Origin of the sequence: uncultured Sunxiuqinia sp. (genome assembly GCF_947495665.1) — a bacterium.
Lineage (GTDB): Bacteria > Bacteroidota > Bacteroidia > Bacteroidales > Prolixibacteraceae > Sunxiuqinia > Sunxiuqinia rutila.
This window is the reverse complement of sequence record NZ_CANLZV010000001.1, coordinates 195,256-209,020: the sequence shown is the minus strand read 5'-3', so window position 1 is coordinate 209,020 and position 13,765 is coordinate 195,256. Positions and strand designations below refer to the sequence as shown.

The 13,765-nt window shown below is 44.9% G+C and carries 13 protein-coding genes; 10 read left to right on the top strand and 3 right to left on the bottom strand.

The annotated features are described in order from the left end of the window. Window positions 1-121: 121 nt before the first annotated feature. Window positions 122-463 (bottom strand): hypothetical protein, encoded by a 342-nt coding sequence (locus Q1A18_RS00900; protein WP_299576379.1) that lies wholly within the window; start codon window positions 461-463, stop codon window positions 122-124. Between the two features lie 140 nt (window positions 464-603). Here Q1A18_RS00900 and Q1A18_RS00895 point away from each other — a divergent pair, with 140 nt between their 5' ends. Both Q1A18_RS00895 and Q1A18_RS00890 read left to right on the top strand, forming a co-directional pair. Next, on the top strand, window positions 604-1,749 hold the full coding sequence (locus Q1A18_RS00895; protein WP_299576377.1) for an aldose epimerase family protein: 1,146 nt from the start codon (window positions 604-606) through the stop codon (window positions 1,747-1,749). 212 nt (window positions 1,750-1,961) lie between these two features. Beyond that, entirely contained in the window at window positions 1,962-2,777 is an 816-nt protein-coding gene (locus Q1A18_RS00890; protein WP_299576375.1) for a hypothetical protein, read from the top strand. Between the two features lie 85 nt (window positions 2,778-2,862). Here the strand turns inward: Q1A18_RS00890 and Q1A18_RS00885 are convergent, their stop codons facing one another. After that, entirely contained in the window at window positions 2,863-3,438 is a 576-nt protein-coding gene (locus Q1A18_RS00885) for a pentapeptide repeat-containing protein (RefSeq protein WP_299576373.1), read from the bottom strand. 125 nt (window positions 3,439-3,563) lie between these two features. Between Q1A18_RS00885 and Q1A18_RS00880 the strand changes: the two genes are divergently transcribed. Together Q1A18_RS00880 and Q1A18_RS00875 are read left to right on the top strand one after the other, a co-directional pair. Continuing rightward, window positions 3,564-4,361 (top strand): phosphatase PAP2 family protein, encoded by a 798-nt coding sequence (locus Q1A18_RS00880; RefSeq protein WP_299576371.1) that lies wholly within the window; start codon window positions 3,564-3,566, stop codon window positions 4,359-4,361. A gap of 169 nt (window positions 4,362-4,530) precedes the next feature. Beyond that, window positions 4,531-5,682, top strand: coding sequence for a hypothetical protein (locus Q1A18_RS00875; protein WP_299576369.1), 1,152 nt, complete (start codon window positions 4,531-4,533; stop codon window positions 5,680-5,682). A gap of 101 nt (window positions 5,683-5,783) precedes the next feature. Here the strand turns inward: Q1A18_RS00875 and Q1A18_RS00870 are convergent, their stop codons facing one another. Further along, window positions 5,784-6,989: an L-serine ammonia-lyase gene (locus Q1A18_RS00870; RefSeq protein ID WP_299576367.1), complete on the bottom strand. Its 1,206-nt coding sequence runs from the start codon at window positions 6,987-6,989 to the stop codon at window positions 5,784-5,786. A 187-nt stretch (window positions 6,990-7,176) separates the two neighbouring features. Here Q1A18_RS00870 and Q1A18_RS00865 point away from each other — a divergent pair, with 187 nt between their 5' ends. The 6 genes from Q1A18_RS00865 (at window position 7,177) to Q1A18_RS00840 (ending at window position 13,629) form a co-directional block, all read left to right on the top strand. Then, complete coding sequence (locus tag Q1A18_RS00865; RefSeq protein WP_299576365.1) at window positions 7,177-8,631, top strand: aminoacyl-histidine dipeptidase; 1,455 nt, start codon at window positions 7,177-7,179, stop codon at window positions 8,629-8,631. 188 nt (window positions 8,632-8,819) lie between these two features. Continuing rightward, on the top strand, window positions 8,820-9,383 hold the full coding sequence (locus Q1A18_RS00860) for a YceI family protein (RefSeq protein WP_299576363.1): 564 nt from the start codon (window positions 8,820-8,822) through the stop codon (window positions 9,381-9,383). A gap of 37 nt (window positions 9,384-9,420) precedes the next feature. After that, entirely contained in the window at window positions 9,421-10,584 is a 1,164-nt protein-coding gene (locus Q1A18_RS00855; RefSeq protein ID WP_299576361.1) for a hypothetical protein, read from the top strand. A 144-nt stretch (window positions 10,585-10,728) separates the two neighbouring features. Further along, complete coding sequence (locus tag Q1A18_RS00850) at window positions 10,729-11,304, top strand: YceI family protein (RefSeq protein ID WP_299576359.1); 576 nt, start codon at window positions 10,729-10,731, stop codon at window positions 11,302-11,304. Between the two features lie 19 nt (window positions 11,305-11,323). Next, a complete protein-coding gene (locus Q1A18_RS00845; protein ID WP_299576357.1) occupies window positions 11,324-11,743 on the top strand; it encodes an Rrf2 family transcriptional regulator in 420 nt (139 codons plus the stop codon). Between the two features lie 233 nt (window positions 11,744-11,976). Further along, entirely contained in the window at window positions 11,977-13,629 is a 1,653-nt protein-coding gene (locus tag Q1A18_RS00840; RefSeq protein ID WP_299576355.1) for a SulP family inorganic anion transporter, read from the top strand. The last annotated feature ends 136 nt before the right edge of the window (window positions 13,630-13,765 follow it).

Below are 13,765 nucleotides of genomic sequence, written 5' to 3'. Positions count from 1 at the left end.
CGTCTCAACTTTATGATTTTTTTTTTGATTGCTATAAATGACAAAAAGTAGCACTATATGCAACGAGCATACAGCCTACCACATCCGATTTCATCCCAATGAAATCGGGGCAATCAAAAAATCATAAACGGTAAACCTGAATATCAGAAAGGAAGTGGAGCACCCTTTTGAAGGGAGGCGACTCTCCCTTGGTGGCGACATTCAAAAATTGAGTTGTTTCTCCCAGTAATTCAATGACAAACCGGGGAATTTCAAAAATGACAAACGCAATGTAATCAACATGACTAATCACCACGGCAGGCGTATAGTCCTGATCCAATTGATAGGTTTGCGCTTCATTGTGGCAGCAGTCCCCTTCTTCCATATCGCAGCAGGTTTCTACATTGCCTGAAACAGACGTATCAACTAAATCTTCACCACAATAGTGTTTTGTGATGGTAAATCCTAAGGTGGATACCATCATAATCACTAACATTGTAATATGAAGAATTTTCTTTGTCATCTGTACTTACAACGCAAATTTATATAAATTTGTTTGACCCAATAAAAGTATTAACAACCTTTATGAAATAATAACTAGCTTTAATCAAAATGAATAAACCAATGAAAAAACTCGCATTTCTATTCCTGATCGCAGGAATTGCTTGTCAACAACCCGCTCAAAAAAAGGAAGATGCTTTGTATGCCAAAGCTGATTTTGAAAGTACCATTGATGGCAAAACAACAACGTTATACACCTTGGAAAATGCCCATGGGATGAAAGTGACCTTAACCAATTATGGGGCAAAAATTGTTTCCATACTGGTTCCCGACCGTGAGGGCAAGCTGGCTGATGTTGCCTTAGGCTTCAAATCCATTGCTGAGTACCAAACCCAGGATGCCGGGCAAGGTGCAGTTGTAGGGCCTTATGCCAATCGTATTGCCAATGCTCAGTTTGAGCTAAACGGTGAAGTGTACAAGCTGGAAGTGAATAACCACAAAGCCAACTTACATTCCGGAACCCAAAGTTTTTACCGCCAGGTTTATGAGGCCAAAGAACTGAAAACCGCTGACGGACCGGCAGTGGCCATGACCTTGATCAGCCCGGACGGAGCTTCCGGCTTTCCCGGCAACAAAGAGGTTACGGTAACCTACACCTTAACCGACAAAAACGAACTGAAAATTGACTACCAGGCCACAACCGACAAAGCCTGTCCGTTTAACCTGACCAATCACGTGTACTTCAACCTAAAAGGAGAAGGCAATGGCGATATTCTGGATCATGTTGTTGTCATCGATGCCGATTCAACAACCGAAGTTCTGAATAATGAGCTGATTCCAACCGGCAAAATTGTTTCGATTAAAGGAACCGATATGGATTTCACAACACCCCATGCTGTTGGCGAACGCATCGACTCGGACATGCCTGCGTTGGCTGTTGCCGGAGGATACGACCATAACTACATTTTGAATAAGGATCAGGAAGCAGACGAACTAACGTTCTGCGCCAGCGTTTACGAGCCCAAGTCAGGTCGCTACATGGAAGTTTTCACCACAGAACCTGCCGTTCAGTTTTACACCGGCAACTTCCTAAATGGCACCTTAACCGGACGCAGCGGAAAAACTTACGAACATCGTTATGGCTTGTGCCTGGAAACTCAGCATTACCCCGATTCGCCCAATCACCCCAACTTCCCAAACACGGTTCTGGAGCCCGGTGATACGCTGAATTCAACAACGATTTACAAGTTCTCTGTGAAAAATAATTAAGCACACCTTGCCAATTCAATGAAAAGACTGGCCTCCGAGCTGGTCTTTTTTCGCTTTTAAAAGCATGAACTAGTACCCATTAACATTGGTTATGCGATCATTTCACCTTGAAAAAACGTGCCCCAAAAGCCTCAATAAAAACCAGAATTGAAATCAGCTTGACCAAGAAAATTTTGTAAGTTTGGTCAGAAAATCTGAGAAAATATTAAATCATGCGAAAACTTATCCTCCTTACCGGATTGCTGGTTCTTAGTGTGCTGGCTTATTCCCAAACACCTTATAAATATGTCATTATTCCAACGCAGTTTCCCGACTTTGCCAATGGGCTAAATCCTTACGGGCTCAGCTCGTCCATTCAAAATGAATTGAATGCCAAGTCGATTGAAAACACGTTTCAGGCCGAGTTGAGCAATGATGAGTTTTGCGATGTTCTAACGGTCAACCTGATAAAAATAAACAACATGTTTAAGAATAAGCTGAAAGTTGAACTGAAAGACTGCCGCAACCGGGTGGTTTGGTCGCAGGAAGGAACCGGACGCTCAAAGGACTTTCAAAAAGGCTATGCCGAGGCTATCGCCGAAGCATTCAAGGATTTAAACCAATTGCCCGTCAACCCGAATGCAAGCCCACAAGTGGCAGTTGCTCCGGCTCCAACTCCGGCACAACAGGTTGAGCAGGCCGCTCCTGAGGCTGCTCCGGCTCCAACAGTTCAGGCTCAGGCAACCAATCCGCAAGCGTTGTACAAACCAGCCAACCTCTTCTACAATTACTCCTATTTTATTGACCTGGTAGATGCTGATGCTGGCCGAAAGCAACTGATTTTGCTCAATGGGGAGCTACTTGGCTATCAAAATCTGCAAACCATTGGCACCTTGTCGCCTTCCGGCCTGGGCGATGTTTATACGCTGGAATGGACAACAGCTGCCGGAGAAACCGTTCGGGGGCTGGCCAACCTAACAGCAAACGAATTAAAGATTTCGTTGCCAAAAGGTGATCAACAGGAAGTAATCACCCTGCAAAAATATTAAGCATCGCGAAGGATTTCCATCCTGATTGAGCCAAAAAAATCTTTGGCTTGAGGGAAACGACCTTCACCTCAAAACAACCTTTCGGTCAAGACTCAATCAGAATATTGTACTTCTGCAATAAACCCGGCAAGCCTTCTAAGGAGAACCGGGCCTTTTTCAGTCGGTTTTCATCCGGGTCGAACGAAAAATCGGTTGCCGTCCGAAAATCAGCCTTCTCCAACAGGGTCCGGTAAAAAGTGGTTCCCGTAAGCACACAATCATCAAAAACCGCTTCTGTCAAATCACACTCCGAAAAGTCAGCCTGAATAATGGAACAGCCGGAAAAACGCGTCTTGCGCATTTTCTTCCCGGTAAACAACGCATAATCCAGTTGGCAGGAGATGAAGTCGACCTGAAACAAAAAATCGTTGCACAAGCTAAAATCAAAACCGGTCAGTTTACATCCTTTCATCCGAACCTCTTTCATCCCGGTACCATTCAGCTTAAGCATCATCATCGTGCAATCTTCAAAACTACAATTCAAAAATTCGGTTTCCGACAAATCGCAGCCGGTAAACAAGCAATTGATAAACTGACATTCATCAAATTCCTTTCCGGCAAGCATTTCTGTCGAAAAATCAACCTGCCGATAAGTTTTATCGTAATTCGCCATTTCAAGCATAACCTCTGTTTTAGCGGCTAAAGGTATCCCTATTCTTCAAGAAAATTTAAATTTCGATGGTGAATTTTAATTTGTTTCCTACAAGAAAAGTTGTGATCATTGCAACTGAAAAATCAATAACATTTATGCTAAAAAAGAACCTGCTCATTGTCTTAATTGCATTACCCGTCGTATTATCGGCGCAAATTGACACCCTCAAGCTAAACCGGCAATTCATTCAAAAAGGATGGCGCGACACCAAGAAACTGGTCACTGCTCCAGCCCGGTGGGATAGCCGCGACTGGACAACCGCCGGCGTATTGACAGCTTCATTAGCTGCGCTCACATTAGTCGACCAGCCTGTACAGGACGCTTTTCAGGATTGGCACACACAGGCCGACAAATCGGGTGAGCGAATAACAGCCAATTTTCTGGAACCGCTGGGCGAAGAATATGCCTTGGCCGTTATTGGTGGGTTTATGGCTCACGGCCTGCTGGCCGGCAACAGCAAAAGCCAGTCGACAGCCCTGCTGGCCGGTGAAAGTTTCTTATTGGCCAGTCTCTTTGTACAAATTCCCAAGCGCCTGATTGGCCGTGCGCGCCCCGATACCGGAGCCGATCCTTTTGAGTTTAACGGTCCCCTCGAAGGCACCGGCTTTCCATCCGGACACACGACGGCCGCCTTTGCTGTTGCATCGGTTATAGCCAACCAATATGCCGATACCCCAGCCGTCCCCATCATTTCGTATTCGATTGCCACAGCTGCCGGCCTTTCTCGAATTTACGACAACCGCCATTGGCTAAGCGATGTCGCAGGTGGTGCAGTACTCGGGATTCTTGTGGGGAATCTGGTTAGTGAAAAGTACAATAAAAACACACGTGTTGCGCTGGTCCCTTTTCGGTCAGGTCCCATCCAAGGGGTAAAACTAGCTTATACCCTATAACACAAAAAGGAGTACGGACAGAAAAAAAAGTTATTTTTGACAAAATTCAATAAAATCAACTTCAACCGAATGAAACGAACTGAAATATTGAACGGTGAATTAAGCTTTTTCAGCTTGAAAGTTCGATAGGCGTAGCATCGGTTACCATTGAAAATAAAAAACTATGTGGATGAAAAACTGGGGGTACTTGATTGTGGTTTTGTTTTTGCTTGGCGCCTGCTCGTCGGGAAAAAAAGCACTTGACCGCGGAAATTACAGCGAAGCAATTGAAAAAGCGGTAAACCGCCTGAGTAGTGATCCGGACAATAAAAAAGCTCAAAACGTGGTGCGTAACGGCTATCCCATGGCCATGGATTATTACCAGGAAGAAATCGATCATATCCTGAATGGAAACGATCCGTTTAAATGGGGCAAGACACTCCAAGTCATGAATCGGGTGAATCATCTGAGCAACATGATTCGCAGAATCCCTGCCGCACGAAAAATTGTTTCTTCGCCCAAAGTGTACACCTCCGAATTGAGCGAGGCTACCAACCGGGCCGCGGAAGAACGATACCAGGCCGGACTTATGAGCCTGTCCAGGCCAACACGCGAAGATGCCAAGGATGCCTATTACCATTTCGCCCAGGCCGACCAACTGGTGCCCTCGTATAAAGATGTTCTGGATAAAATGTACCTGGCCAAAGACCGGGCAACCATTCATGTTATTCTCGAATCGATTGCCTTTCCGCTGCGGAAATATGAACTCTCGGCTGAATTCTTTTACGAGCAAGTTATCAACCGGATGAAACAGCTCTACCCCAGCTCCAGCTTTGTGGCCTTTTACACGCCCGACGAAGCAAATAGACAACAGCTTGACTACCCGGACATGGTTGTACGGATGGAGTTTTATGACTTTTTCATCGGCCAACCGCAACACTTCGAAAAGCAGGAAAACCTTGATCGTATTGTTGAGCGTGAAGTTGAAGTAAAAGTGGGCCGCGACTCCACCCGCATTGAAAAACGCCAGGAACGTTTGCGAGGAAAAATCAAAATCATCAGTGATGAAGTGATGTCACAAGGCTTGCTGAATGTCAAAATTGAAGAGTTCCAAAGCCGGAAGTTAATTCTGAGTGAAGAAGTGCCGGGAGAGTTTTTATGGCGAAATCAATACGGAATATTTGTTGGTGATGAAGGTGTGCTAACCAAAGAGCAAGTTCGAATTCTGAACAATAAAGCGGTTCCGCCACCAGCCCCGCAAGATCTGTTCATCGAATTTACAAGGCCCATTTATGCCCGGCTCACTGACCGCCTAAACGCCTACTTTAGAAAATACAACTAAGCCTGTTTCGGTATTCTGTCCAATCAGGGTCAAACTTTAATAACCAGGAAGACCAATCACCTCAGCCTAATGGCCGGAAGTGATTGGTCTTCTTTTTTGTCCTAGTATTTCGGAAGGGCCTGGTAACGCGCCAGCCCACCTTTGCTGGTTTCTTTGTAGTGGTTCGACAAATCTTTGCCGGTTTGATACATGGTTTCCACCACTTCATCAAAACTAATCCGATGCTCTCCATCGCTCATCAAGGCATAGGTATTGTGTGCCAGCGAACGCTCAGCAGCCATGGCATTGCGCTCAATACAAGGAATCTGGACCAGGCCGGCAACCGGATCACAGGTCAGTCCCAGATGGTGCTCCAATCCCATTTCAGCCGCATACTCAACCTGTTTTACAGTACCTCCCATCAGCTGGGTTGCTGCCGCCGACGCCATGGCACAGGCAGTTCCTACTTCGCCCTGGCAGCCCACTTCGGCACCCGAAATAGAGGCGTTGTGTTTCACCAAATTGCCAATCAACCCGGCCGTAGCCAAAGCACGCAAAATGTGTTTCAGATCTATTTTGTAAACTTTCTTATAATACTTCAATACAGCGGGAACAACACCGCTTGCACCACAAGTAGGTGCGGTAACAATCAGCCCACCGCTGGCATTTTCTTCCGATACCGCCAAGGCATAGGCAAACAATTGCGAGCGCTTCTTAAATGGTCCGGTAAAATGTTCGGCTTTCTGCTTAAATATCGCTGATTTGCGCGGCAGATGCAAGCCTCCGGGCAAAGTTCCCTCTTGTTTCATGCCCCGTTTAATGGCCTCGTTCATGGTTTTCCAAACCTGTTCCAGGTATTTCCAAATTTGAGGTCCTTCATTAAATTCAACGTATTCCCAAAGTTGTTTTTTGTGGGTATGGCACCAACTTAAAATATCTTCAAGATTCGATAATTCATAAACCCTCTTCGTTTCCTTCTGCTCCCCTTCTTCCAACACAGCACCGCCTCCAACACTGTAATAAATTTTTTCCTGAAGCTTTTGTCCGTCCTCGCTACAGGCTTCAAATTTCATGGCATTGGGATGAAACGGAAGAAAGGTATCCGGTTCCCAAAGAATTTCCAAAGGGAAACGTTTAAACACCTCATCTACGGCAAAATCCGTCAAGTGTCCTTTACCGGTAGCAGCCAAACTTCCGTAAAGGGTACATTTAAATTTTGTGGCCTCCGGGTTCGCAGTCAGAAATTGCTCGGCAGCAATTCGGGGTCCCATGGTATGACTGCTGGAAGGACCGTGTCCGATACGATAGATTTCACGAATAGATTCCATAAACTGAATTTTGGGCAAAATAAGCGTTAATAAAAAGCTACGAAGCAAACAAAAATCAGGTTTCGCCAATTTCCGTCAACATCTTTCAAAAAATTATGTTTTCAGAAATAAGGTTCCTAATTATCCATTAACTTTGGAGCCTGTTTCAAAATTGGAAAAACGTTTTCCGCTGTAAATATCGCGAGTTATGAAAAAATTGGAAAATCTGCACCCACAACCTGTCTGGAATTACTTTGAGGCTATTTGCCAGGTTCCTCGTCCGTCAAAAAAAGAAGAAAAAATCAGAGCCTTTTTGCTTGACTTTGCCCAAAAGCAAGGCCTGGAAGCCCAGACGGACACCATTGGCAATGTACTGATTCGCAAACCAGCCACACCCGGTAAAGAGCAGGTTCCAACCGTTATTTTACAAGCGCACATGGATATGGTTTGTGAAAAGAACAGTGACACGATTTTCAATTTTGACACCGATGCGATTGTACCGGTAGTCGATGGTGAATGGGTAAAAGCACAGGGTACAACCCTGGGAGCCGACGATGGAATTGGCATTGCCGCCCAAATGGCTTTGTTAAGCTCGACCACCATTTCACATGGCCCGCTGGAATGTCTGATTACGGTTGATGAAGAAACCGGATTAAGCGGTGCTTTTGCTTTAGAGCCAGGCTTTTTAACAGGCAAAATCCTAATCAACCTGGATTCGGAAGACGACGGCGAGCTGTTTATCGGCTGTGCCGGAGGTATTGACACCTTGGGAACCCTGAGCATTGAAAAAGAAAAAACACCTGGAAAATCCTTCGCCTTAAAAATTTTGGTTAAAGGCCTGAGAGGCGGACATTCGGGCGATGATATTCACAAAGGACGGGGCAATGCAATTAAGATCCTGACCCGTTTTCTGTGGCAGGCCATTCGCAAATATGGCGTACGCCTGACCGATTTCGAAGGAGGCAACCTGCGCAACGCCATTGCCCGCGAAGCCTCTGCAACGGTTATTGTTCCCCATGTTCAGAAAGAACAACTGGTAGCTGAACTCAATATGTTTTCAGCCGATGTTGAATTTGAGTTTGAACGGACTGAACCCAACCTGGTGGTTGATCACAACTCCACCATTGTGCCTGAGCAGGTATTTACGCAAGCCAGCCAGGAGAATTTGCTCAGCCTGCTGTATGCCTGTCCGCACGGAGTACTGGAAATGAGTACCCGAATGAAAGATATGGTGGAAACATCAACTAACCTGGCTTCGGTTAAACTTGTAGACTCGAACCAGGTATTGATAACAACCAGCCAGCGAAGTGAAATTGAAAGCCGGAAGTACTACGCCTCCGAAATGGTTCGCTCGGTTTTCGAGCTGGCAGGTGCCCAGGTCAAAAACTCAGACGGCTATCCGGGCTGGACGCCCAACCCATCCAGTAAAATTCTGAAAGTTGCCGTTGATTCCTATGTCAAGCTATTTGGCGAAAAGCCCGTTGTTCGCTCCATTCATGCCGGACTCGAATGCGGCCTCTTTCTGGAAAAATACCCTGAACTGGATATGGTCTCAATTGGACCTACGATTTTGGGTGCCCACTCCCCCGACGAGCGCATCAATATCCATACTGTCACCAAGTTCTGGGACCATTTAGTTGACATATTGGAAAATATTTCTTAACTATTATTGTTACATAAAACGATTTTGCGGCAATACTACCACGCTGTTTTCTATAAAGTTGTGAAAATAAGACCTTTTTATCTTATTCTAAATTAAACCGATCATTAATCCTATCATTGGCAGGATTATAAAATGTTTTTATGTTTGTACTACTAATTCAGTAGGAAAGGTAGGATAACATGAAAAGAATGATTAGAAGTTTAATGTTCAGCACCTTAACGGTGCTTCTTTTAGTTGCCAATTACACTGCAACTGCTCAAATTCAGTATCAACTGGATTCAAAAAATAGTTCAATGCTGGTAAAAGGGACCTCAACAATTCATGACTGGGAAATGACTGTTGAGAACCTGCAGGGAGCAATTACGCTTCAGGAAAGCCAAGCCTTGGATCAATTGACAGGTGGACACTTTGTGCTGGATGTCAAGTCCATCAAAAGTGAAAGAAGCCTGATGAACAAAAAGACCTATGAGGCTCTGAAGGAAGATGATTTTCCGCAAATAAAAGCCAAGGTAAACCAAGTAACCCAAAACGGAAACAGCGGGTCGGTGGTGTTGGAACTAACCATTGCCGGAAAAACGCAAAAGGTAACCGATGATTTTGAGTTTAGCTCGGCCAATGGGACAATTACTGTTCAAGGCGTTCTTGATTTAAAAATGTCAGACTTTGGCGTTGAGCCGCCAGTAGCCATGATGGGCACCATCAAAACAGGAGATGAAATTAAGGTAGAATACAAGTTAGTTTATAACGAGTAGCAGAGAGAGCGTAATATTTTAAATTTAACAATCAATTATGAGGAAAATTACAGTCATTATTGCAAGTCTATTCATTGCAGTAACAAGTTTTGGTCAGCAATTCGAAGCTGCAAAGATTAATGCTGAGGATTTTGACGATGTGAAAGTGAAGGTGGGTGGCGATTTCGCGATTCAACTTCAAATGTTGGACCACGAGGCGCCGGTAGAGCTGAGCGACCTTAAAAATAATTTCAATTTACCTACAGCAAACTTAAATTTGACCACTGATCTGGCACCAGGAATCCAACTGTTCCTGCGTACGTATTTGTCTTCCCGTCACCACAATGAAGCTTGGGTTGAAGGCGGTTACTTAACCATTGACAAAATGCCATTCCTACCAGCTACCGATAAGGTTATGGAATACCTTACGCTGCGCGTTGGGGTTATGAATCCGAATTACGGTGATGCACATTTCTTCCGTAGCACCAATGCTTCGGTATTGAGCAACCCATTTGTGGGCAACTGGATTATGGATGCGTATACCACCAATCCCGGAATGGAAGTCATGTTCCGTAAAGATGGTTTCCTGGCCTTGGTTGCTGCTAACAACGGTCGTCTGAACTACGGTCGTGGCAACGATTTGGGCGAAGACCTGGTTTTCAACTGGAAAGTTGGATACGACACCGACATCAATGAAGATTTGAGAGTACGTGCCACCCTTTCGGGTTACCATGTAGGCGAAGGCCACAGCGGATCATACCTTTGGGATGGAGACCGTGCCGGAGCCCGTTACTACAACGTGATGTCACTTCCCGGAGCTGATGACAACTTCCGCTCAGGACGCTGGAGCCCAGGTAGTGGCCAGAGCGAAATGAACAGCTACCAGGCCAACCTTTTTGTGAAATTTCACGGGTTGGAAGTGTTTGGTATCTACGAAAACATGAAAGGTGTTAGAAATGAAGCCGATCAACACTTCACCCAAACAGCTTTGCAGGCACTTTACCGCTTCGGAAGCTTTTATGTGGGTACTCGCCTGAACAAAGTTGACGACAACGATGGTTCAGATGTAAGCCGCACCAATGTAGGTGGAGGTTGGTACATGACACCCAATGTATTGATGAAACTTGACTATGTCAACCAGGAATACGATGGTCCGGCTCACGGAGATATCGCTGGTGGAAAATTCAATGGCTTTGTTTTAGAAGCAGCCATTTCTTTCTAAGAAATCATCCAACAAAAAAGCTGCTCTGCATTTATTCAGAGCAGCTTTTCCCTCTCTCTAAACGCTTCGCACGCGCACCACTCACCTACCTGCCAGCCTGACTCAATTGTCCTGTTTTACCAGTAAGCGTACAACGAATAAAAGATGAAAATCCGGTTGACATATTTGGCTTTGTTTTTTAGCTTGATAACAACAGCTGCCTTTGCGCAGATGGCTGCTGAAAAAGAAACATTCAGCCGTTACATGTTTGATCAGGTTCACATTCAGGGAAAAACCAATGTGAATGATTTTCATATGGAGTACCGGGAAGATGATTTCTGCCAGGTTCCCGCCAATTTTGATGAAGCCAATTCGGTCATCGAGATTGAAATTCCGGCTGATCAGATCACAGCCGACTCAAAGATGATGCTGCAGGATTTTTTGAAGCTGATTCAAGCCCAAAAATACCCCACCATCGACATTCAGATTGACTCGCAATCCATCGCATTTAATGCTGCCAACGGCTACGATGAAAAAACAATTGGCGTAAGCATGAACGGAATCACCCGCCAATTCACCTGTAAAACCTATTCGGATGCATGTTTTGGAGACCATTGGTGCCTTACCGGCGAGCTAACCATTAAGTTAACGGATTTCAACATTGATCCTCCCAATAAATTTCTAGGCTTGGTCAAGGTTAAAGATGAAATATTTATTAGTTTTAGGATTTTATTTTCATAAAAACCAAAAAACTAACGCCTTGAGATTTAGTACAAAAACCAGGTATGGGATTCGGACCATGCTTGAGATTGCAAAAGCCGAATCGCAGGAAGGTATTCTGCAAAAAGACATTGCGGCCAACCAGGAATTGTCAGTCAAGTACTTGGATCAGATTATTCGCGGGCTAAAAACTGCCGGCCTGATCATCAACCTTCGGGGCAAAAAGAGTGGTTATATTTTAACCCGGCCAGCTTCCGAAATTACCATGTTAGATATTCACAATGCTTTTGAAGCAGGAATTTGTGTGATTGACTGTTTGGCCAAAGGGTTTACCTGCGATCGTAAACAGGGGTGCAGTGCCAAAGGATTTTGGGTAACTTTAAACAACCAGATTGTCAATTATTTCAAAAGTGTAACGCTTGAAGACCTTTGTGAAAACCGAATAACGCTTGATCATTAATTAGTTCAAAGCCTTCGTGCGCATGAACACCCCCACACAACAAACACAAAACCAACTCATTAACAATTAACCCAAACAGCACTTCCAACCGGAAAGCTTTCCCTTTTCACCTTAGTTCAACCAGTAAGCATAAAGACTCATTTCGGTGATTTTTTCAAAATAAAAGTGGTTCCGAGAATAACGACAGCGAATTGTCCATACCTTTGCGCCTTCAAAATTCAAGCACAAATCTTATGGGACATTTGTTCAATCCAAAGTTGTTTACTGTATTGAAACAAGGGTACAGTAAGCAACAACTATCGAAAGATATTTTTGCCGGCATTATTGTTGGTATTGTTGCACTTCCGCTAGCCATTGCCTTTGCGGTTGCCTCGGGGGTGTCTCCTGAAAAAGGATTGGTTACGGCAGTTATTGCCGGATTCCTGATTTCCGTATTAGGAGGAAGTCGCGTTCAAATTGGCGGCCCAACCGGAGCCTTTATTGTTATTGTTTATGGGATTGTTCAGACACATGGCTTGGATGGACTAATGATTTCGACCATGATGGCCGGCGTTTTCCTCATCCTCTTTGGCCTGATGCGTCTGGGATCTTTACTAAAATTTATTCCACACCCGCTCGTGGTTGGTTTTACCAGTGGTATTGCAGTGGTTATTTTCACCACTCAAATTAAAGATGCACTGGGTTTAGAAATCACCAATCTGCCAGCCGATTTTCTGCCCAAATGGGGCAGCTACCTCTCGGAGTTAAGCACATTTAATCCTTTTGCAGTTGGCATTACCTTGGTCACGATTCTGATTACCGTATACTTTCGGAAAGTTACGACTAAAATTCCGGGATCCTTCGTTGCCATCATTCTGATTACTGGCTTGGTTCAGCTGTTCAAACTTCCGGTAACCACCATTGAATCGGTGTTTGGAGAAATTCCCAACAACATTCAGCTGGCTTTTCCTTCGATCCAGTTTGACCAACTGGGGAATTACCTTGCTCCTGCATTGACCATCGCCCTGCTGGGAGGTATTGAGTCACTTTTGTCTGCCGTTGTAGCTGACGGTATGATTGGAGGAAACCACCGATCAAACACCGAACTGATTGCCCAGGGTGTGGCCAATATTGTAACACCTGTCTTTGGAGGTATCCCGGCAACGGGAGCCATTGCCCGTACGGCCACAAACGTAAAAAACGGCGGACGCACCCCGGTTTCAGGTATTGTGCATGCCATTACCTTGCTGCTCATTATGCTGTTCGTTGGGAAATGGGCCAAACTGATTCCCATGTCCTGCCTCGCTGGTATTCTGATTGTAGTGGCTTACAATATGAGTGAATGGCGCTCGTTTGCCTCAATTCTGAAAAGCTCAGGTTTTGATATTTTAATTCTGCTGGTAACCTTCTTCCTGACTGTTTTGGTTGACCTGACCTATGCCATTCAAATTGGTATGGTGCTTTCCGCTTTGCTTTTCATGAAACGAATGGCAGATGCCGGCACAAAAACGGAATTGGAAGTTGACAGCGATGTTTTGGAAAACTATGGGGACCTGCCGGCCGGGCTGGCCATCTACGAAGTTAGCGGTCCTTTCTTTTTTGCTTCGGCTAAGCAGTATTGCTCTACGCTGAAAAAGATAGGCCAAAAATCGGATGTGCTCATTATTCGGATGCGCCATGTTCCTTTCATCGATGCAACGGGCGTACACAACCTGAAAGATGTGATTACCGACCTTCATCACATCAAAACAAAAGTAATTCTTTCGGGAGTGCGCGCAGAGGTGCTGCAAGAACTGGAAAAAAACGACATTGTAAACTTGCTGGAGCCCGGCATGATTCTACCCGGATTTGACCTTGCCCTGCAGAAAGCCAAAGCGTTTGCAGCATCTAAACCAATCGACCAGTAAATAACCCAAAAGCTACCAAAGCTGGTAGCATTTAAAACATAAGAAAGCTCGCTGATCAGATTGAATTTTTCATGCTGATCAGCGAGCTTTCTTTTTATCGTTTTTTCATCGGCAACCGAATGTTGCAGAAATTATC

What these genes read in the sequence shown, in the direction of transcription:
- Q1A18_RS00865 (WP_299576365.1), top strand. Translation starts at nt 7,177, where the DNA reads ATGAAAAAATTGGAAAATCTGCACCCACAACCTGTCTGGAATTACTTT.
- Q1A18_RS00855 (WP_299576361.1), top strand. Translation starts at nt 9,421, where the DNA reads ATGAGGAAAATTACAGTCATTATTGCAAGTCTATTCATTGCAGTAACA.
- Q1A18_RS00875 (WP_299576369.1), top strand. Translation starts at nt 4,531, where the DNA reads ATGAAAAACTGGGGGTACTTGATTGTGGTTTTGTTTTTGCTTGGCGCC.
- Q1A18_RS00885 (WP_299576373.1), bottom strand. Translation starts at nt 3,438, where the DNA reads ATGCTTGAAATGGCGAATTACGATAAAACTTATCGGCAGGTTGATTTT.
- Q1A18_RS00870 (WP_299576367.1), bottom strand. Translation starts at nt 6,989, where the DNA reads ATGGAATCTATTCGTGAAATCTATCGTATCGGACACGGTCCTTCCAGC.
- Q1A18_RS00900 (WP_299576379.1), bottom strand. Translation starts at nt 463, where the DNA reads ATGATGGTATCCACCTTAGGATTTACCATCACAAAACACTATTGTGGT.
- Q1A18_RS00850 (WP_299576359.1), top strand. Translation starts at nt 10,729, where the DNA reads ATGAAAATCCGGTTGACATATTTGGCTTTGTTTTTTAGCTTGATAACA.
- Q1A18_RS00840 (WP_299576355.1), top strand. Translation starts at nt 11,977, where the DNA reads ATGGGACATTTGTTCAATCCAAAGTTGTTTACTGTATTGAAACAAGGG.
- Q1A18_RS00880 (WP_299576371.1), top strand. Translation starts at nt 3,564, where the DNA reads ATGCTAAAAAAGAACCTGCTCATTGTCTTAATTGCATTACCCGTCGTA.
- Q1A18_RS00890 (WP_299576375.1), top strand. Translation starts at nt 1,962, where the DNA reads ATGCGAAAACTTATCCTCCTTACCGGATTGCTGGTTCTTAGTGTGCTG.
- Q1A18_RS00895 (WP_299576377.1), top strand. Translation starts at nt 604, where the DNA reads ATGAAAAAACTCGCATTTCTATTCCTGATCGCAGGAATTGCTTGTCAA.
- Q1A18_RS00860 (WP_299576363.1), top strand. Translation starts at nt 8,820, where the DNA reads ATGATTAGAAGTTTAATGTTCAGCACCTTAACGGTGCTTCTTTTAGTT.